We start from the raw sequence: 17,945 nt of genomic DNA, 5'->3' as shown, positions 1-17,945 counted from the left end.
TCTAAAAGATCGTGCTTAATAGAAAAGGTCGAGTTCTCTAAAGCGGATCAAATATTATGTCGGCGGTACAAGGTCATTGGCGTGAAGTATCCGAGCAAACACTCGCGGCGACAATAACTAATAAAGGTTATTTTCCCGCCCCCCTCAAAGGAGCCAGTCAAGTAGTGATCATTGTCGAGCGCAAGGAAGATTGGGCCTCCTACTTCCCCAGCGAAGACATCGTCACCGCCCAGGAGTACCTGGAACAGACCCGGGAAAACGAGACCGGCAAGCGTGTCCAGGTGATCAACCTGTGCCGCAGCTACAAGTACCTGGGGCACGGTTATTACTGCTCGCTGCTCGCCGAAGCCCGTGGGCACAAGGTGATTCCGTCGGTGCGCACCATCAGCGAACTGACCAGGAAGTCGCTGTACGGCCTCGCGTTGGACGACCTGGACAAGACCCTTGATAAAGCTCTGAGTCATCATCTGTACAGCAATACCGAAGGCTTTACCCTGACACTTTACTTTGGCCGGACCAATATAGAACCATTGCAGGATCTGGCCCGTCAATTGTTTGAGGCGTTCCCGTGCCCCATCCTGTTAGTTGATTTTAAAAAGAATAACGGCTGGCATATCGAAGGGGTCAAGTCGGGTGTGTTGCACAAGTTGCGCGATGACCAGGAAGATCAATTCGCCCACGCCCTCGACAACTTCAGCCGCAAGATCTGGCGCCAGCCACGTTCACGGCGCCTGGCCCGTTACGACCTGGCCATCCTGCACGATCCCCAGGAACAATTGCCGCCGTCGAATGCCAAGGCGTTGGAGAACTTCATCCGCGTGGGCAAAGGCCTGGGCATCGATGTGGAGTTGATCGAGCGCAAGGACTATTCGCGCCTGGCCGAATACGACGCCTTGCTGATCCGCGAGACCACCAGCGTCGACAACCACACTTATCGCTTCGCCAAGAAAGCCGAAAGCGAAGGCCTGGTGGTGATGGACGACCCGGCGTCGATCCTGCGCTGTACCAATAAGGTGTACCTCACCGACCTGCTCAACAGCCATCAACTGGGCATGCCCGCCACCGAGATCCTGTACAAGGAGCGACCGGAAGACTTCGAGCGGGTCGGCGAGCGCCTGGGGTTCCCGCTGGTGCTGAAGATCCCCGACGGTTGCTTTTCCCGTGGGGTGATCAAGGTGGAAAGCCAGGAAGCCTTGCTCAAGGCGACTGCCGAGTTGTTCGAGCATTCGGTGTTGCTGCTGGCGCAGGAATTCTTCTACACCGAGTACGACTGGCGTATCGGCGTACTCAACCGCAAGCCGATCTTTGCTTGCCAGTACTTTATGTCCAAGGGCCATTGGCAGATCTACAACCACAAGGCCATCGGCCAGGACATCAACGGCGAGTGCCGCACCCTTGCGGTCCACGAAGCACCCAAGGCCGTGGTAGAGCTGGCCGTGAAGACCGCCAACCTGATCGGTGATGGCCTCTACGGCGTCGACCTCAAGCAGTCCGGCGACAAGGTGGTGGTCATCGAGGTCAACGACAACCCCAACCTGGACGCGGGCATCGAGGACGCCTATTTGCAGGACGACCTCTACGGCTTGGTGCTGGAAGAGTTCGTGCGGCGCCTGGAGTTGAAGCGCCAGGGCCAGGTCTGGTGAGCCGGCGATGATCCAGCGCTTTGAACTGGCCGATGGCAAGCTGCGCAGCGGGGAACATGACGAGGCCCCGATCCTGTTGTTCAACAACCCTGACCTGGCCGAGCGCGAGTGGCTGCGTGACCACCACAAGCTGGACGAACACGCCCTGGCTTCGGCGCTGGACCCTGATGAAGTTTCGCGTATCGAGTTTCACCCCGACAATCTGTTCCTGATCTGGAAACGCCCGGAGAACTACTCCGGAGGCGGCAACCTGGTGTTCGAGGTGTCGTCCTGCGGCCTGCTGTTTTCGCCCAGCCGCCTGCTGGTGATCGCCACCGACGAAACCCCGCTGACCGGCCTGGGTCAGCGCCGCCCGCTGCACACGCCGCTGGACGTACTGCTCGACCTGCTGCTCAACAACATCCATCACTACCTGGGCCACCTCAAAGTGATCAAGCTGGTCGCGCGGGAGTTGCAGCAACAGTTCAATGCGTCCATGAGCAACCACCACCTGATGCAGATGTTCAGCCTCAGCGAAAGCCTGATCTATTACATCAACGCGCTGCACAGCAACGGCGCGGTGCTGTCGCGGTTGCGCAACCATGCCGAGAAGGAGCATTTCAGCGCAGAGACGCTTGGCCTGATCGATGACCTGATCATCGAGAACCACCAGTGCTACAAGCAGGCGGAGATCTATTCCAACGTGTTTTCCGGGTTGATCGATGCGCGTGGCAACCTGATGAACAACAGCATGAACAACCTGTTGCGCAAGCTGACGTTGATCAACGTGGTGTTCCTGCCGCTGAACTTGATTGCGAGCATTGGTGGCATGTCGGAGTTCAGCATGATGACGGCGGGGACGCCGTGGTGGGTGTCGTATCCGTTGTTCCTGCTGGCGATGGGGCTTGGGGCGGGGTTGATGGTGGTGGGGCTCAAGCGAATAGCGGGCGGCGCCAATGTGGTGTGAACACCGGTCCTTGTAGCAGCCGGCAAGCCGGCTCCTACAGGGGTTGTGTCGTTCAGGCGCCGGGTTGCAAGGTCAAGACCTCGAACCCATCCGCCGTCACCGCCACGGTATGTTCCCACTGCGCCGACAGGCTGTTGTCCTTGGTCACCACCGTCCAGCCATCCTTGAGGCTGCGTACTTTCGAGCTGCCTTGGTTGAGCATCGGCTCCACGGTAAACACCATGCCTTCACGCAGTTCCAACCCGGTGCCGGGACGGCCAAAGTGCAAGACCTGTGGCTCTTCATGCATCTGTCGGCCAATGCCGTGGCCGCAATACTCGCGCACCACGCTGTAGCCGTTGGCTTGCGCATGGCTCTGGATAGCGTGGCCGATATCACCCAGGCGCGCACCCGGCTTGACCTGGCGGATGCCGGCCCACATCGCTTCGAAAGTCATCTCCACCAGGCGCCGGGCCTTGGGGGCGACGGTGCCGATCATGTACATCTTGCTGGAATCGGCGATGTAGCCGCCTTTTTCCAAGGTGATGTCGATGTTGATGATGTCGCCGTCCTTGAGGATGTCCTTGGCGCTGGGCATGCCGTGGCACACCACCTCGTTGATCGAGGTGTTGATGGAGAAGGGGTAGTCGTATTGGCCCAGGCTGGCGGGGCGGGCCTTGAGGTCGTTGCGGATGAAGGCTTCGACGGCGGCGTCCAGCTCGAGGGTGGAGCGGCCGGCGGCGACAAAACCGTCGAGCAGGGTGAAAACCTGGGCCAGCAGGCGTCCGGATTCACGCATCACCGCCAGTTGTGCGGCAGTCTTGATCATCAACTGCGCCCCCGGATCAGGTCGGGCTTGTCCAGCAACATTTTGTTGATCAGCTCGTTGTAGGGCAGGTGCGGATTGAGTTCGGCGAGCAGCCCGATCTTGATCCAGAATTCGGCCTGGGCGTTGATGGAACGGTCCATCGCGGCGCTGGCCAGGCGCAGTTGTTCGTGCAGTTGGTCGGTGATCTTGACGATGCCCATGGTGTTCACTGTGTGGTAGCAATATACAAAGCGTATATGTTTCGTATATCGATAGTAAACCCCTGGCCGCCAAATGGCGCTTGGCCATTGACTTGCCCGCAGGCCGCCGGTTAGTTTCGTCACATGACGTTTCAAGCCTTTCGCAGCCAGCCAAGCATTATTACCGCCATTCCTCATTTGGCGGGATAGCGCACGGCTGTACCCAAACCCGCCCTAGAGGCGGGTTTCGTTTTTCCGTCTCCAGGGTTTTTGACAAAAAGCCAGGAGACACCCATGAGCACCTGCACCGCGCCTCACACCGCCGACCCGGGACTGCTTGAACATTACGTGAAGAAGATTCTTGCCGCCCCGGTATACGACCTGGCGGTGCGCACGCCGTTGCAGGCGGCCCCGGCCCTGTCGGCACTGCTGGGCAACCAGGTGTTGCTCAAGCGCGAAGACCTGCAACCGACCTTTTCCTTCAAGATTCGCGGCGCCTACAACAAGCTGGTGCAGCTTACGGCTGAGCAAAAAGCCCGTGGCGTGGTGACCGCGTCGGCGGGTAACCACGCCCAGGGTGTGGCCCTGGCGGCACGGGAACTGGGGATCGAGGCGCGCATTGTAATGCCCGCCAGCACCCCGGAACTCAAGGTGCTGGGCGTGCGTTCACGCGGCGCGCACGCGGTGCTGCACGGCGCGAGCTTCCCGTTTGCCCTGGCCCACGCGCTGCAGTTGGCCGAGTCGTCCGGGTGCACCTTCGTTTCGCCCTTTGATGACCCGGACGTGATTGCCGGCCAAGGCACCGTCGCCATGGAGATCCTGCGCCAGCAGCAAGGGCCGCTGGACGCGATCTTCGTGCCGGTGGGCGGTGGTGGCCTGATCGCCGGCGTCGCCGCCTACGTCAAATACCTGCGGCCCGAGGTGCGCATCATTGGCGTCGAGCCCGAAGGTTCCAGCTGCCTGTTGGCGGCACTGCGGGCCGGTGAACGGGTGGTGCTGCCCAGCGTCGATGGGTTTGCCGACGGCACGGCGGTGGCGCAGGTCGGCGCGTATGGCTTCGAGATCTGCCGCGACTGGGTGGATGAAGTCATCACCGTCAGCAACGACGAACTCTGCAGCGCCATCAAGTTGATCTACGACGACACGCGTTCCATCACCGAGCCTTCCGGTGCGTTGGCGGTAGCGGGCATCCGCCACTACGTGGCCCGTCATCAATTCCGCGGGCATACCCTGGTGGCGATCAACTCCGGGGCAAACATCAACTTCGATAGTTTGCGACATGTTGCTGAAAGGGTGGCTGCACAGGGCGCCGTTTAACTTGAAGCCCAGGGTTAAACGATTAATCGCAGCGGTTCGACGATGATTACATCGACACTGTTCAATCTCTATAACAACGCACAGTGCTTATGAGGAAAGGTTACAACGAGGGCCATTTTTGCCGAGTAGGCTTGGGAGTTACAAGCGTCTGCCAGGGTCGGCGAGACGTGGCGGGCACGCGCCTGCCAGGTTCATAACACTCTGTTGGCAGTCTCAGAAAAGGAGAGGTTGACCATGCTTTCGGAACTAGAGCTTCGCAGCATCATTGAAGGAAGTTTCCTGCCTAAACGGTGCGAATGCACCAAAGCCGAAGATGCCTCGCTGACGATCAAGGTCTATGACGACCGCGACCGTGACCGGGTGGATTTGGAAGTCAAAGGTATCAACGCGGACAAACTCGACAGCAGTCGAGCGATTTGCAACCTGATCGCCGCGTTGCGCGAAGACCTCAAGCACACCCATACACCCGCCCTGCAACGAGCGGGAGGGCGCAGCCTCTATTAGCTTGACGCTTGAGTGTGAGGGACAGAAGACCTGTGGGCCTGGATAAACGCCAGGCCCAATACGGTTTCTGTTGCCACCGCCAGCAGGATGCCTGGCCCCGCATTGCCATTGATCCACTCACCAAACCCCAATACCGCCAGCACCAGGCACCCGGTGATAAACCCGGTGGTCAGGGCGCGGCGCGTGTCCGAAGGGGGCGCGTGACGGGCGCGGTAGAACATGATGCCGATACCCAGGAAGAGCGCGGCGTTGCGGCGCGACACCATCCCGGTGGCGTTGGAATACTCCACGCTCCACAACCACAGCAGCAGGTCGGGACGCAGGCCCCAGACCAGTGCGAGGGCGAAGCACAGCAGGGCGGTGAAGGTGGCGAGGGTACGGAAATTCAAGAGCATGGCGAATCCTTTCAGCCTTATGACAAGCCCGCAAGCGTACGCCTATTTGTGCGGGCCTGGCTCTATTGTTTCAACGCCTCAGTTCTGGAAGTCGCAGGCTTCGGACATTTTCCGGTAGCTCACGTCTTCCACCTTGCCTGCTTTATCCAGGAACTTGATATCCGCCTTGATGACCTTGCACTCATCGGTCGGGGTTTCGTTCATGGCCAGCACCTTGTCGATATTCATCGGCAGGCCGTAGTGGTAAGGCACGGGTTTGACGGCGGCTGTTTGATCGTCGGCCTGGGCCAGGCCAGACGCAGCCGCCAGTGCAAGGGTGGCACCGAGCATCAACGTGCGCAGTTTCATGGTGTTTCTCCGCAACAAGTGGGTACAACTTCACTCTCGGCTTGCGGGATTAACCATCGATTAATGTTTGCCTGGCTGACAAAAGCTTCATCCAAGCTGGTGGCGATGCGGCAGGTCCGGCCCGGTCTTGCCGCAGGTCAACGCTGCGGCGCGAATGGCAAAGCCCAGCATGGCGTCGATCTGTGCCCGCGTGAGCTGTTGCAGGCCCTCTACCGAGTCAAGCTGCTGCTCGGTCAGCCAGGCAATCAGCGCGGCCTGGAAGGTGTCGCCGGCCCCCACCGTGTCGGCCATCACCACCTTGACTGCCGGTTGCGACCAGTTGCCGTGCTGACGGCTGAACACACTGGCACCGTCGCCGCCACGGGTCAGGAATACCAGTTGGCAACGGTGTTGCAGCCAGCCCTGCAGCACGCTTTCCGGCGACTGGTCAGGGTAGAGCAGGTGCAGGTCTTCGTCGCTGACCTTGATCAGGTCGGCATGCTTGACCAGTTCCGCCACGCGGTCGCGCCACAGCTGGATATCCGGCTGCGGGTTGAGGCGCACGTTGGGGTCGAGGCTGATCAGGCGTTTGCCGCTTTCGCGCTTCACCAGGTTCAGCAGGGTGTCGCCAATCGGCTGCACCACCAGGGAAAACGAGCCGATATGCAGGCCGCGAATGTCAGCCCCCAGCGCGGGCAGGTGGGCGACTTCCAGCAGGCGGTCGGCGCAGCCTTCGCCTCGGAAGTTGTACTGCGGTGAGCCATCGGCACCCACGGCGACCATCGACAGGGTGGTCGGTGCGGCGAACTCCACCAGGAACTGCTCGCTCACGCCTTCATCCTTGAGCACCTGCAACAAGCGACGGCCAAGGAAGTCGGTGGACACCCCGCCGAACAATCCGGCCTCGATGCCCAGGCGGCGCAAGCCTACGGCGACGTTGAACGGCGAGCCGCCGGCAATCGCCTTGTAATTGACCTTGGACGCCTGCCCGCTGGCATCCTCCTCGCTGAAAAAATCAAACAGCGCTTCACCACACACCAGATACATAGTCGTTCGCTCTTTAAAGGGTTGCCACGTGCTGTTGATAGCGCTCGTAAGCCTGTTGATAGGCGCTGACGCTGGACGCCACCGGCAGCGTACGGCTGGCCGGGTCGACGCTCACGCATTTGTCGCACAGGCTGGCCAGGGGTTCGCCGGACTGGCTCCAGGCCGCCTGGATCGCCGCGCCCAGGGCTGCGGCTTCGCTTTGTTCGGTGCAAATCACTTCGGTGTTCATGATATCGGCCACCATCTGCCGCCAGACCGGGCTTTTCGAACCGCCGCCGATCAGGCGGATGCTTTGGCTTCGCAGGCCGGTCTGGCGCAGCAGGTCGAGGCCGTAGCGCAGGCCAAAGGTGGTGCCTTCGACGACCGCGCGGCACAGGTTGGCGCGAGTCAGGTTGGTCATGGTCAGGCCGTGCAGGCTGCCGGTGGCGTGGGGCAGGGCGGGCACGCGCTCGCCGTTGAGGAACGGCAGCATGCTCACGCCGTCGGCGCCGATGGGCGCTTGCTCGACCAGGGCGTTGAACGCGGCCAGGTCCAGGTCGAACAGCTCGCGGATCACCCCAGTGGCGTTGGTCAGGTTCATGGTGCAGATCAAAGGCAGCCAGCCGCCGCTGGATGAACAGAAGGTGGCCACCGAGGCCTGCGGGCTGACGTTGGGTTGGTCGGCAAACGCATACACGGTGCCCGACGAGCCCAGGCTCATGGTGATCACACCGGGGGCAATATTGCCGGTGCCGATGGCGCCCATCATGTTGTCGCCGCCGCCGCTGGAGACGATGGCGTTGGGGTTGATGCCCAGGCGTTCAGCGATGGCGGGCAGGATCGTGCCGACTGCCTGATCGGCCTCGATCAATGACGGCAAGGCCCGTTCCAGGCGACCGCTCGGGTCGATGTGCTGGAGCAGCGCCACATCCCACTCACGGCTGCGCACGTTGAAGTAGCCGGTGCCCGACGCATCGCCATACTCGGCGACGGCGCGACCGGTGAGCCAATAGTTGAGGTAATCGTGGGGCAGCAGGATATGCGCGATGCGCGCGAAGATGTCCGGGTGCTGCTCGCGGGTCCACAGCAGTTTCGACACGGTGTAGCCCGGTGCAATGGCGACGCCCAGGCGCTCCAGCGAGCCACTCTCGCCGCCCAGGTACGCCAGCAGGCGGTCGTTCTCGGGGGCTGTTTCGGTGTCGCACCACAGTTTGGCCGGACGCAGCACCTGGCCCTGGTCATCGAGCAGCACCAGGCCGTGTTGTTGACCGGACACGCCAATACCGAGGATATCCTGGCCGTCCACGCCGGCCTGTTGCAGGGCGCGGTGGGTGGCTTCGGTAAAGGCGTCCAGCCACTCTTGGGTGTGCTGCTCGCGCCGCCCATTGGCGCCGCTGATCAAGGTGTGCGCAGCCGCGCCGAGGCCAAGTACCTTGCCGCTGGAGGCGTCGAGGACGATAGCCTTGGTACCTTGGGTGCCGCAGTCGATGCCGAGAAACAGGTTTTGCTGGGTCATGATGGGGTGCTCAGCAGTCTTATTTTTTGGAGTGTTAACCCGATCAAAAAGTGGGAGCGGGCTTGCTCGCGAATGCGGTGTTTCAGTCGATACATTTGTCTCTGACAGACCGCATTCGCGAGCAAGCCCGCTCCCACAGTGTTAATTCGGTTTCTTCAGGAGGTTCTGCAGGGTTGCGGTGACTCCATTGTCACGCAGGCTTGCATAGCACCGCTCGAACGCTGCCACAAACTCAGGCGAATTGGGAGTAGCCGTCCCAAAAATCTCTTCCACCCCCAGCAGCCGTTTGCTGATCAACGCCTCATCACTCACCAGCCCCTGGCAAAACTCTGCACGCGGATCGGGAATCTTGTAGCTCACGCCATTCTCGTCCACACCCTTGAGGTACAACGCCCACGCCGCGACTACCAACGCCGCACGCTCGGTCTCGCGGCCATCGGCAATCAGGCGATTGATGGTCGGCACGGTGAACTTGGGAAACTTCGACGAGCCATCCGAGCACACGCGCTCCAACTGATCGGCAATCGCCTGGTTGGAGAAGCGGTCCACCAGGGTCTGCTTGTACTCGGTCAAATCGATGCCCGGCACCGGCGCCAGGTTTGGCGTGACGTCCAGGTCCATGTAGGTGCGCATGTAGGCCACGAACACCGGGTCATTCATGGTTTCGTGCACAAACCGATAACCCTTGAGAAAGCCCAGGTAGGTCAGCGCCAGGTGGCTGCCGTTGAGCAGGCCGATCTTCATTTCTTCATAGGGCGTGACGTCATCGGTGAACTGCACGCCGACCTTTTCCCAGGCTGGGCGACCGTTGACGAACTTGTCTTCCAGCACCCATTGCACAAAGGGTTCACAGACCACCGGCCAGGCGTCGTCGATGCCGTGATCGTCGTGCAGTTGCAGGCGGTGGGCGGTGCTGGTCATCGGTGTGATGCGGTCGACCATGGCATTCGGGAAGCTGACGTTGGCCTTGATCCAGTCATGCAGCTCGGCATTGTGCAGGGCGGCGAAGGCCAGCAGGGCCTTGCGCGTCACGGCGCCGTTATGCGGCAGGTTATCGCAGGACATCACGGTAAATGCCGGGGTGCCGGCAGCACGGCGTTTGGTCAGCGCGGCGCAGATAAAACCGAACACGGTTTTCGGTGCGCTCGGATGCGCCAAGTCGTGCTGGATCTGCGGCAGGTGGGCCATGAACTCGCCGTTGCTGTCATCGATGCAGTAGCCGCCTTCGGTGATGGTCAGCGAGACGATACGGATCGCCGGGTTGGCGAGTTTATCGATCAGCGCCTGTGCGCCGTCTTCGGCCAGCAGCATGTCACTGATCGAGCCGATCACGCGCACTTCGGTGTCGTCGGTATCGCCCAGTTCATACAGGGTGAACAGGTAGTCCTGGCCGGCCAGGTCGTCACGGGCCTTGCGGTCCTCGGCCCGCAGGCCGACGCCGCAGATGCTCCAGTCCAGGCCTTCGCCGGTATTCATCAACGCATCGGTGTAATACGCCTGGTGCGCGCGATGGAAACCGCCGACACCAATATGGGCGATGCCCTGGGTGGTGTTGGCAATGGCGTAGGCCGGCAGTTTCACGTGCGGTGCCAACTGGGTGAGGTTCTGCTTATTCAGTTTCATCACGACTCTCGCGAAATCAAGCGGCGGCGCGCAGTGGGCGGGCCACGGCTACACCGTCGGTGTCGAACAGGTGGCAGTGCGCCGGGTCCAGGTGCAGGTGCAGCGTCTCGCCATACTGGCTGGCCATGTCGCCGCGAATCCGCATGGTCAACGGCTCGCCGTTGGCGGTGATGACGTGGCAGAAAGTGTCGCTGCCCAGGCGCTCGCCGACGTCGGCGGTGACGGTCAGGGTGGTTTGGCCCGGGGAAGCAATTTCCAGATGTTCCGGACGAATGCCCAGGGTCACTGCACTGCCCACGCTCAAGGTGGCGCCACTCAGCGGCAGGTTGATCAACGTGCCAGCGTCCAACTGCACTTCGCAGCCTTGGCTTTCAACACGGGTGACCTTGCCCTTGAGGAAACCCATCTTCGGCGTGCCCAGGAAACCCGCCACAAACAGGTTGGCCGGCTGGTGATACAGCTCCAGCGGCGAGCCGACCTGCTCGATACGGCCACTGTTGAGCACCACGACCTTGTCGGCCAGGGTCATGGCTTCAACCTGGTCGTGGGTTACGTAGATCATGGTCGCTTGCAGCTCTTTATGCAGGCGCGCCAGCTCCAGGCGCATTTGCACGCGCAGGGCGGCGTCGAGGTTGGACAGTGGTTCGTCGAACAGGAAGATCTTCGGGTTGCGCACAATCGCACGGCCGATGGCCACACGCTGACGCTGGCCGCCAGACAGTTGCTTGGGCTTGCGCTCCAGCAGCGGGCCCAGCTCGAGGATGCGCGCCGCTTCGCTGACCTTGCTTTCCACCAGCTTTTTATCGACACCGGCCAGGTCCAGGGCAAACGACATGTTCTTGCGCACGCTCATGTGCGGGTACAGCGCGTAGGTCTGGAACACCATTGCCAGGTCACGCTTGGCCGGGGTCACTTCGGTGATGTCGCGACCGTCCAGTTCGATGGTGCCTTCGGTGACTTCTTCCAGGCCGGCGATCAGGCGTAGCAGCGTGGATTTACCGCAGCCCGACGGCCCGACGAACACCACGAATTCCTTGTCGTTCACTTCCAGGTCGATGCCCTTGATGATCGAGAAGCCTTCGAAGCCTTTTTGCAGATTCTTGATTTTCAGGTTGGCCATGGGATGGGCCTCCGCGTTGAATTTTTATTAAAAGGCCGTTATTTCACGGCGCCGAAGGACAAACCGCGCACCAGCTGTTTCTGGCTGATCCAGCCAAAGATCAGGATCGGCGCGCAGGCCAGGGTCGAGACGGCAGACAATTTGGCCCAGAACAACCCTTCGGGGCTGGAGTAGGAGGCGATCAGCGCCGTCAATGGCGCGGCGGCGGACGAGGTGAGGTTCAGCGACCAGAACGCCTCGTTCCAGCACAGGATCAGCGACAGCAACACGGTAGAGGCCAGGCCACCCTTGGCGATCGGCAGCAGCACGCGGACCATTTCCTGCCACAGCGTGGCACCGTCCAGGCGCGCGGCTTCGAGGATGTCCTTGGGGATGTCCTTGAAGTAGGTGTACACCATCCAGACCACAATCGGCAGGTTGATCAGGGTGTAGATGATGATCAGCGCAATGCGCGTATCCAGCAGGCCAAAGCTCTTGGCCAACAGGTAGATCGGCATCAACACGCCCACCGGCGGCAGCATCTTGGTGGACAGCATCCACAGCAGCGTGCCCTTGGTGCGCTGGGTTTCGTAGAACGCCATGGAGTAGGCGGCTGGCACCGAGATCAGCAGGCACAGGGCGGTGGCGCTGAAGGAGATCAGCACCGAGTTCCACGCATAACTGAAGTAGTTGCTGCGCTCGTTGATGTGCAGGTAGTTCTCCAGCGTCGGCGTGAAGATGAACTGCGGCGGCGTGGCGAACGCGTCGATTTCGGTCTTGAAGCTGGTCAGCACCATCCAGAAGATCGGGAAGAAGATCAGGATCGCGATGGCCCAGGCCAGGGTGCCGAGCAACAGGCTTTGCAGGCGGCGGGATTGTTGAAGCGTCATGGCGCGGCCCTCAAGGCTTGTCAGTCAGGTTTTTGCCGATCATCCGCACCAGGATGATCGCCGCGATATTGGCGATGACCACGGCAATCAAGCCGCCAGCCGAAGCCATGCCCACGTCGAACTGCACCAGCGCCTGGTTGTAGATCAGGTAGGCGAGGTTGGTGGACGCGTAACCGGGGCCACCGTTGGTGGTGGTGAAGATTTCGGCAAACACCGAGAGCAGGAAGATCGTCTCGATCATCACCACCACGGCAATCGGGCGGGCCAGGTGGGGCAGGGTCAGGTGCCAGAAGATCGCGATGGCACCGGCGCCGTCCAGGCGCGCGGCTTCCTTTTGTTCCTGGTCGAGGGACTGCATGGCGGTCATCAGCAGCAGGATCGCGAAGGGCAGCCACTGCCACGACACAATGATGATGATCGACAGCAACGGATAGTGCGCCAGCCAGTCCACCGGCTCGGCGCCGAACAGCTTCCACACCGCGGCGAGGATCCCCGACACCGGGTGGAAAATCAGGTTCTTCCAGATCAGCGCACCGACGGTGGGCATGATGAAGAACGGCGAGATCAACAACACCCGCACCAGCCCGCGACCGAAGAACTCGCTGGCTTCAAGCAGGGCGCTGATCAACACGCCGAACACCACGCTGATCAGCAGCACGCTGCCCACCAGCAACAGGGTATTGGTGGCGCCGGGCAAGAAGCCCGAGTCGGTCACGAAATACGTGAAGTTCTCCAGCCCCACGAACTGGTTTTCACCGGGGTAGAGCAGGTTGTAGCGGATCAGCGAAAAGTACAGGGTCATGCCCAGCGGCACGATCATCCACAGCAGCAGCAAGGCGACCGAGGGGCTGACAAGGAACCAGCCGGGGTTGGCCAGGCGGTTTTTGCCTGGTTTGGCCGACACGGCGGTTTGCACTTGGGCAGTGTTGGTATTCATAGGATCAGAACCAGTCAGGTACATGCAGAACTAGAGTCGAAGCGCGGTCAGTGTGGGAGCGGGCTTGCTCGCGAATGCGGTGCGTCAGTCACGGATACATCAACTGCAAGACTGCATTCGCGAGCAAGCCCGCTCCCACCTTTACAGTGGTGTACCCACTTTATTTGGGATAACCCGCCCGCTTCATTTCACGCTCGGTGGTGGTCTGCGCGGCGGTCAATGCAGCATCCACCGTCTGCTGACCGGTCAGCGCGCCGGAGAAGAACTTGCCGACCTGGGTGCCGATCGCCTGGAATTCAGGGATGGTCACCAACTGGATACCGATATACGGCACCGGTTTGAGCGTCGGTTTGGTCGGGTCCGCGACTTTCAGCGATTCGAGGGTCACCTTGGCAAACGGCGCGGCCTTCATGTACTCGTCGCTGTAGGTCGACTTGCGCGTGCCTGGCGGTACGTTGGCAACGCCGTCGGTCTTGGCAACCAGGGCGCCATATTCCTTGGAAGTGGCCCAACTGGTGAAGACCTTGGCGGCGTCCTTGGCCTTGGAACTGGTCGGGATCGCCAGGCTCCAGGAGTACAGCCACGACGTCCCTTTGTCGGTCTTTTCGTGAGGGGCAAAGGTGAAGCCGACGTGGTCAGCCACTTTGCTCTGGGTCTTGTCGGTGACGAACGAGCCGGCCACGCTGGCATCGACCCAGATGGCGCACTTGCCGCTGTTGAACAGCGCCAGGTTTTCGTTGAAACCGTTGCTGGAAGCACCCGGCGGGCCGGACTTCTTCATGTTGTCGACGTAGAAGTTCAGCGCGTCCTTCCATTCAGGGCCGTTGAATTCAGGTTGCCACTTCTCGTCGAACCAACGCGCACCGTAGCCGTTGGCCAGGGTGGTGATCAGCGCCATGTTCTCGCCCCAGCCGGCCTTGCCGCGCAGGCACAGGCCGTACTGCTCTTTGCTCTTGTCGGTGAGTTTGCTGGCGAACTCGCCGATCTGTGTCCAGGTCGGGTGCTCGGGCATGGTCAGCCCGGCGTCCTTGAACAGGTCGGTGCGGTAATAGGTGATCGAGCTTTCGGCGTAGAACGGCAGGGCGTACAGCGAACCCTTGACGGACAAACCGTCACGCACCGAAGGGAATACATCGTCAAGGTCGTAGGACGCCGGCAGGTCCTTCATCGGCTCCAGCCAACCCTTTGCACCCCAGAGTGCAGCTTCGTACATGCCGATGGTCAACACATCGAACTGCCCGCCCTGTGTGGCGATGTCAGTGGTGAGGCGCTGGCGCAGCACGTTTTCTTCGAGCACCACCCAGTTCAGCTTGATCTCCGGATGCTCGGCCTCGAAGGTTTTCGAGAGCTTTTGCATGCGGATCATGTCGCTGTTGTTGACGGTGGCAATGGTCAGGGTTTGCGCGCCAAAGCTGACGGCGCTGAGGGTCATGCAGGTGGTCATGCAGGTCGAAACAAGCAGTGCTTTTGCTGTGAACTTCATCGCGCACTCCATTTCCGCGCCCAGGGGGCTACAGAAGGACAGTTATTGTTGTTGTGTCTTCCTACAGGTCGTCAGGAAGAGTGTGCGTTGATTACAGCCTTGAAATGGGGTTGTGACAAATCCTTGGGCGCACTGGGACTGATACTTTTTTGCACTCGTGCTGGCGATGGCTGAAACGATTCGCCCGGTGTGCCCCCTGCAGGAGCCGGCTTGCGCGATGGTGGTCAACGATAACGCGCAAAACCGGGATAAGCGCGGCGTCTACAGGGGGGGCGCCGGCAAGCCGGCTCCTACAGTAAAGCGTCGGGCATTGAGTTCAAGCCAGGTTCTGTTCGGTAAGCCGCTGCACCGCCAGGCGCCGGTAGTGGGAAGGGGTCATGCCCTTGAGTTGCTGAAAACGCCGGTTGAAGTTGGAAATATTGTTGAAGCCCGACTCGAAGCACACATCCGTCACGGCTTTATCCCCATCGGCCAACAATTCGCAGGATTTGCTGATACGCAGCCGATTGACGAACTCGATGAAGGTGCGCCCGGTGGCCTGTTTGAACACGCGAGAGAAGTAAGTGGGCTTCATGCCCAAGTATTCTGCCACTTCTTCGAGCGGCAACTCCCGCGCATAGTGGGCAAAGATGTAATCCACCGCGCGGTTGGTACGGTCGATGCTGTGTTCATCGGCCAGTTGCGGTGTGGTCACACCGGACAGCAGTTGGTAGTCCTCACAGGCGCTCAACACGTCCAGCAGGATAAAGAAGTGCCCCAGGCGCGCCATGCCCTGGGCGTCCTCTATGCGTTGCATCAAGGTCATGGCCTGGGCGATGGTTTTTTTGCAGCGGAACTCGATGCCGTACTGCGCGCGCTCCAGCAACGGCGCCAGGCTCCTGAGTTCAGCGAAGATGTGGCTGCCTTGCTCGAACAGTTCATCGGTGAAGTTCACCAGCATGTCGCGTTTGGGCACCACCTCGTCTTCCTCCACCTGGCTGATCCAGTTGTGGGGCAAGTTGGGGCCGGTGAGGAACAGGCTTTCCGGGTAGAAGTTGCCGATATAATCGCCGATGAACACCTTGCCGGAACTGGCGACGATCAGGTGCAACTCGTATTCCTTGTGAAAGTGCCAGCGCACCAGCGGGCAGGGGAAACCGTGCTGGCGATAGATGATGGACAAGCCGTTATGGTCGTCCATCAGTTCGTAGGAAGGGTCGGTGATACGCGTTGCTCGGGTCATGCTGCCGTCGCTTTATTGTGGTTGCTGCGTAGGATAATGCCCCCTCGCGCGCAACCTCGCCAGCGCCGCTGTCTAGACGTTGCGGTTTTTCGCCTCGATCCACTGCGACATGTACTGGGTACTTTTATGCGCGTGGTGGCGCAGCATGCTGCCGGTGAAGTTGTCCCGGCGATGGGCCGTGAGGTGGCTGCGGCACTGCTCCAGGCACGCCACCAACGCCGGGCCGTGGACCTTCTGGTCATAACGCCGGGCCAATAGTTGGCGACCGTCTTCCTGGGCCTGGGTCCAGCGTTCACGGTCCTGATACAAGGCTACCGCCGCCGCCGCGAGGGCAGGGGCGCTGTGTTCTACCACGCCAGGCCATGGCTGCTCGTCACCCATGGCTTCGGCGCCCATCGGCGTGGTGACGTTTGGCGTACCGCAGAGCATTGCATCGGCCAGCTTGCCCTTGATGCCGGCACCCAATCGCAGGGGCGCCAGGCAGATACGCGCGGCGGTCATCACCTGCAAGGCGTCTTCGGCCCAGTTCATCACATGAAAACCCTGCGCCGGGTTATGCAAGGCGGTGGCTTTGGGCGGCGTGTAGGCGCCATAGATGTGCAACTGCGCTCCCGGCAATTGCTGGCGGATCAGCGGCCACAGGCTGTTTTTCATCCAGAGCACCGCGTCCCAGTTGGGCGCGTGGCGAAAGTTGCCGATGCTGAGAAAGTGCGCGCGGTCTTCAAAGGGTGCGAAGGGCTCGTTCGGCGGCTCCAGCATCAGCGGGCACCAGTGGAGCAGGGCGGCTGGCACCTTGAAGTGCTCGGTGAGCAGGCGGATTTCCACGTCGGAAATCATCAGGCTGATATCACAGCGGTAAATCGCCGCGATTTCGCGCTTGGCCAGGTCGGTCTCGGCCATCAGTCGGAACTCTTCCTGCAACGTCGGTGAAAACAGGGCGCTGAAGTCGTCGCTGTCGGGGTGCGCCTTCAGGTGATCCTTTAGACGCTGGTGACGCGCGTCGCGCAGGCTCTGCAGGTCGGAGGTTTCCAGCACGCGCAGGGCGTCGGGGCAGCATTTTTCGACGCGCCAGCCAAACTGTTCCTCCATCATGAAGCGGTCGAACAGCACGATATCCGGGGCGAGTTCGCGAATAAAATCATCGAAACTGCTGTTATTCAGCTCGATGGCGCATTCGGCGATACCCAGCGCAGGCAAATCGGCCTTGTGTTCGCCAATGGTCGCTGGGCTGCTGAAGGTGATGTCCCAACCTTGTGTAAGAAAACTCTCAAGGATTTGCATCATATGCCCGCCTGCGGCCGAGGAACGGGGTTCCGGCCAGACGTATCCAATGACCAGGACTTTGGTGGCAGGGGCATTCATCGACATCGTTTTCCTTGAGGGGCAGGGCGCAAAGCGCGCAATTAAACCATAACCCGCGACATGACAATTTATGTTTGGCGGTAGGTAGCGAACGCACTTTGTGGTTAACTTCGGCCTCTCGAATTCGTTAAACCCAAATCAGCATAAGGATTCCGTTCATGGCTCAAGTCACCCTTCGTGGTAACCCTGTCCAGGTTGAAGGCGAATTGCCGAAAACCGGCACCCAAGCCCCTGATTTCACCCTGACTGCCGGCGATCTGTCGGACGCGACCCTGGCGACCTTCGCAGGCAAGCGCAAAGTGCTGAACATCTTCCCAAGCGTCGACACCCCGACCTGCGCGACCTCTGTCCGCAAGTTCAATGCCCAGGCCAACGAGCTGAACAACGCTGTCGTACTGTGCATCTCCACCGACCTGCCATTCGCCCAAGCCCGTTTCTGTGGCTCCGAAGGTCTGGAAAACGTGAAGAACCTGTCCGACTTCCGTGATTCGGATTTCGCGGTGGACTACGGTGTTTCGATTGCTGATGGCCCACTCAAAGGCCTGACCGCACGCGCCGTTGTCGTGCTGGACGAAAATGACAATGTGCTGCACAGCGAACTGGTTAGCGAGATCGGCCAAGAGCCGAACTACGAAGCAGCCCTGGCTGTTTTGAAGTAACTGTTTCGG

At 60.6% G+C, this 17,945-nt stretch carries 18 protein-coding genes; 5 read left to right on the top strand and 13 right to left on the bottom strand.

What is annotated here, in order from left to right:
- Positions 1-56 precede the first annotated feature (56 nt).
- Together CWC48_RS27730 and CWC48_RS27725 are read left to right on the top strand one after the other, a co-directional pair.
- Positions 57-1,643, top strand: a complete 1,587-nt coding sequence (locus CWC48_RS27730) for a RimK family protein (RefSeq protein ID WP_100490908.1) — start codon at positions 57-59, stop codon at positions 1,641-1,643.
- A gap of 7 nt (positions 1,644-1,650) precedes the next feature.
- Positions 1,651-2,589: a magnesium transporter CorA family protein gene (locus tag CWC48_RS27725; protein WP_078048160.1), complete on the top strand. Its 939-nt coding sequence runs from the start codon at positions 1,651-1,653 to the stop codon at positions 2,587-2,589.
- Between the two features lie 52 nt (positions 2,590-2,641).
- On the opposite strand, the gene map is transcribed toward CWC48_RS27725, so the two are convergent.
- Positions 2,642-3,397, bottom strand: coding sequence for a type I methionyl aminopeptidase (gene map, locus CWC48_RS27720; protein WP_078048161.1), 756 nt, complete (start codon positions 3,395-3,397; stop codon positions 2,642-2,644).
- Positions 3,397-3,597, bottom strand: a complete 201-nt coding sequence (locus CWC48_RS27715; protein WP_100490907.1) for a ParD-like family protein — start codon at positions 3,595-3,597, stop codon at positions 3,397-3,399. Before CWC48_RS27715 ends, map begins: the two co-directional genes overlap by 1 nt.
- A gap of 273 nt (positions 3,598-3,870) precedes the next feature.
- Between CWC48_RS27715 and ilvA the strand changes: the two genes are divergently transcribed.
- Both ilvA and CWC48_RS27705 read left to right on the top strand, forming a co-directional pair.
- A complete protein-coding gene (gene ilvA / locus CWC48_RS27710; RefSeq protein ID WP_078048162.1) occupies positions 3,871-4,893 on the top strand; it encodes a threonine ammonia-lyase, biosynthetic in 1,023 nt (340 codons plus the stop codon).
- Between the two features lie 234 nt (positions 4,894-5,127).
- The gene (locus CWC48_RS27705; protein WP_100490906.1) at positions 5,128-5,397 is read left to right on the top strand and encodes a DUF1652 domain-containing protein; all 270 of its coding nucleotides are present in this window, start codon (positions 5,128-5,130) and stop codon (positions 5,395-5,397) included.
- Here the strand turns inward: CWC48_RS27705 and CWC48_RS27700 are convergent.
- The 11 genes from CWC48_RS27700 to CWC48_RS27650 form a co-directional block, all read right to left on the bottom strand.
- On the bottom strand, positions 5,394-5,792 hold the full coding sequence (locus CWC48_RS27700) for a hypothetical protein (RefSeq protein ID WP_078048164.1): 399 nt from the start codon (positions 5,790-5,792) through the stop codon (positions 5,394-5,396). The genes CWC48_RS27705 and CWC48_RS27700 overlap by 4 nt on opposite strands.
- Before the next feature lie 78 nt (positions 5,793-5,870).
- Positions 5,871-6,140, bottom strand: coding sequence for a DUF2790 domain-containing protein (locus CWC48_RS27695; protein WP_092249050.1), 270 nt, complete (start codon positions 6,138-6,140; stop codon positions 5,871-5,873).
- Between the two features lie 87 nt (positions 6,141-6,227).
- The gene (locus CWC48_RS27690) at positions 6,228-7,166 is read right to left on the bottom strand and encodes a carbohydrate kinase (RefSeq protein WP_099492699.1); all 939 of its coding nucleotides are present in this window, start codon (positions 7,164-7,166) and stop codon (positions 6,228-6,230) included.
- 13 nt (positions 7,167-7,179) lie between these two features.
- Complete coding sequence (gene xylB / locus CWC48_RS27685; protein ID WP_100490905.1) at positions 7,180-8,661, bottom strand: xylulokinase; 1,482 nt, start codon at positions 8,659-8,661, stop codon at positions 7,180-7,182.
- A 141-nt stretch (positions 8,662-8,802) separates the two neighbouring features.
- Positions 8,803-10,284, bottom strand: a complete 1,482-nt coding sequence (locus CWC48_RS27680; RefSeq protein ID WP_100490904.1) for a mannitol dehydrogenase family protein — start codon at positions 10,282-10,284, stop codon at positions 8,803-8,805.
- A gap of 16 nt (positions 10,285-10,300) precedes the next feature.
- Positions 10,301-11,404, bottom strand: a complete 1,104-nt coding sequence (locus tag CWC48_RS27675) for an ABC transporter ATP-binding protein (protein WP_078048169.1) — start codon at positions 11,402-11,404, stop codon at positions 10,301-10,303.
- Positions 11,405-11,442: 38 nt separating this feature from the next.
- Complete coding sequence (locus CWC48_RS27670; protein WP_003173672.1) at positions 11,443-12,273, bottom strand: carbohydrate ABC transporter permease; 831 nt, start codon at positions 12,271-12,273, stop codon at positions 11,443-11,445.
- A 10-nt stretch (positions 12,274-12,283) separates the two neighbouring features.
- The gene (locus CWC48_RS27665; RefSeq protein ID WP_078048170.1) at positions 12,284-13,210 is read right to left on the bottom strand and encodes a carbohydrate ABC transporter permease; all 927 of its coding nucleotides are present in this window, start codon (positions 13,208-13,210) and stop codon (positions 12,284-12,286) included.
- A gap of 160 nt (positions 13,211-13,370) precedes the next feature.
- A complete protein-coding gene (locus tag CWC48_RS27660) occupies positions 13,371-14,654 on the bottom strand; it encodes a sugar ABC transporter substrate-binding protein (RefSeq protein ID WP_371857080.1) in 1,284 nt (427 codons plus the stop codon).
- A gap of 355 nt (positions 14,655-15,009) precedes the next feature.
- Entirely contained in the window at positions 15,010-15,915 is a 906-nt protein-coding gene (locus CWC48_RS27655) for an AraC family transcriptional regulator (RefSeq protein ID WP_078048172.1), read from the bottom strand.
- Positions 15,916-15,987: 72 nt separating this feature from the next.
- Complete coding sequence (locus CWC48_RS27650; RefSeq protein ID WP_100490903.1) at positions 15,988-17,277, bottom strand: glycosyltransferase; 1,290 nt, start codon at positions 17,275-17,277, stop codon at positions 15,988-15,990.
- A gap of 158 nt (positions 17,278-17,435) precedes the next feature.
- Between CWC48_RS27650 and tpx the strand changes: the two genes are divergently transcribed.
- Positions 17,436-17,936, top strand: a complete 501-nt coding sequence (gene tpx / locus CWC48_RS27645) for a thiol peroxidase (RefSeq protein WP_078048174.1) — start codon at positions 17,436-17,438, stop codon at positions 17,934-17,936.
- Positions 17,937-17,945 lie beyond the last annotated feature (9 nt).

The sequence above is a fragment of the Pseudomonas sp. S10E 269 genome, assembly GCF_002798465.1.
Taxonomy (GTDB): Bacteria; Pseudomonadota; Gammaproteobacteria; order Pseudomonadales; family Pseudomonadaceae; genus Aquipseudomonas; species Aquipseudomonas pergaminensis.
This window is presented reverse-complemented; position numbering and strand designations above follow the sequence as displayed.

Bases quoted from the DNA above. Each gene is read 5' to 3' on its own strand.
- CWC48_RS27665 (WP_078048170.1), bottom strand. From the start codon at position 13,210: ATGAATACCAACACTGCCCAAGTGCAAACCGCCGTGTCGGCCAAACCA.
- CWC48_RS27670 (WP_003173672.1), bottom strand. From the start codon at position 12,273: ATGACGCTTCAACAATCCCGCCGCCTGCAAAGCCTGTTGCTCGGCACC.
- CWC48_RS27700 (WP_078048164.1), bottom strand. From the start codon at position 5,792: ATGCTCTTGAATTTCCGTACCCTCGCCACCTTCACCGCCCTGCTGTGC.
- CWC48_RS27655 (WP_078048172.1), bottom strand. From the start codon at position 15,915: ATGACCCGAGCAACGCGTATCACCGACCCTTCCTACGAACTGATGGAC.
- CWC48_RS27705 (WP_100490906.1), top strand. From the start codon at position 5,128: ATGCTTTCGGAACTAGAGCTTCGCAGCATCATTGAAGGAAGTTTCCTG.
- xylB (WP_100490905.1), bottom strand. From the start codon at position 8,661: ATGACCCAGCAAAACCTGTTTCTCGGCATCGACTGCGGCACCCAAGGT.
- CWC48_RS27725 (WP_078048160.1), top strand. From the start codon at position 1,651: ATGATCCAGCGCTTTGAACTGGCCGATGGCAAGCTGCGCAGCGGGGAA.
- CWC48_RS27690 (WP_099492699.1), bottom strand. From the start codon at position 7,166: ATGTATCTGGTGTGTGGTGAAGCGCTGTTTGATTTTTTCAGCGAGGAG.
- CWC48_RS27675 (WP_078048169.1), bottom strand. From the start codon at position 11,404: ATGGCCAACCTGAAAATCAAGAATCTGCAAAAAGGCTTCGAAGGCTTC.
- CWC48_RS27695 (WP_092249050.1), bottom strand. From the start codon at position 6,140: ATGAAACTGCGCACGTTGATGCTCGGTGCCACCCTTGCACTGGCGGCT.
- map (WP_078048161.1), bottom strand. From the start codon at position 3,397: ATGATCAAGACTGCCGCACAACTGGCGGTGATGCGTGAATCCGGACGC.
- CWC48_RS27650 (WP_100490903.1), bottom strand. From the start codon at position 17,277: ATGAATGCCCCTGCCACCAAAGTCCTGGTCATTGGATACGTCTGGCCG.
- CWC48_RS27730 (WP_100490908.1), top strand. From the start codon at position 57: ATGTCGGCGGTACAAGGTCATTGGCGTGAAGTATCCGAGCAAACACTC.
- CWC48_RS27715 (WP_100490907.1), bottom strand. From the start codon at position 3,597: ATGGGCATCGTCAAGATCACCGACCAACTGCACGAACAACTGCGCCTG.
- tpx (WP_078048174.1), top strand. From the start codon at position 17,436: ATGGCTCAAGTCACCCTTCGTGGTAACCCTGTCCAGGTTGAAGGCGAA.
- CWC48_RS27660 (WP_371857080.1), bottom strand. From the start codon at position 14,654: ATGACCACCTGCATGACCCTCAGCGCCGTCAGCTTTGGCGCGCAAACC.
- CWC48_RS27680 (WP_100490904.1), bottom strand. From the start codon at position 10,284: ATGAAACTGAATAAGCAGAACCTCACCCAGTTGGCACCGCACGTGAAA.
- ilvA (WP_078048162.1), top strand. From the start codon at position 3,871: ATGAGCACCTGCACCGCGCCTCACACCGCCGACCCGGGACTGCTTGAA.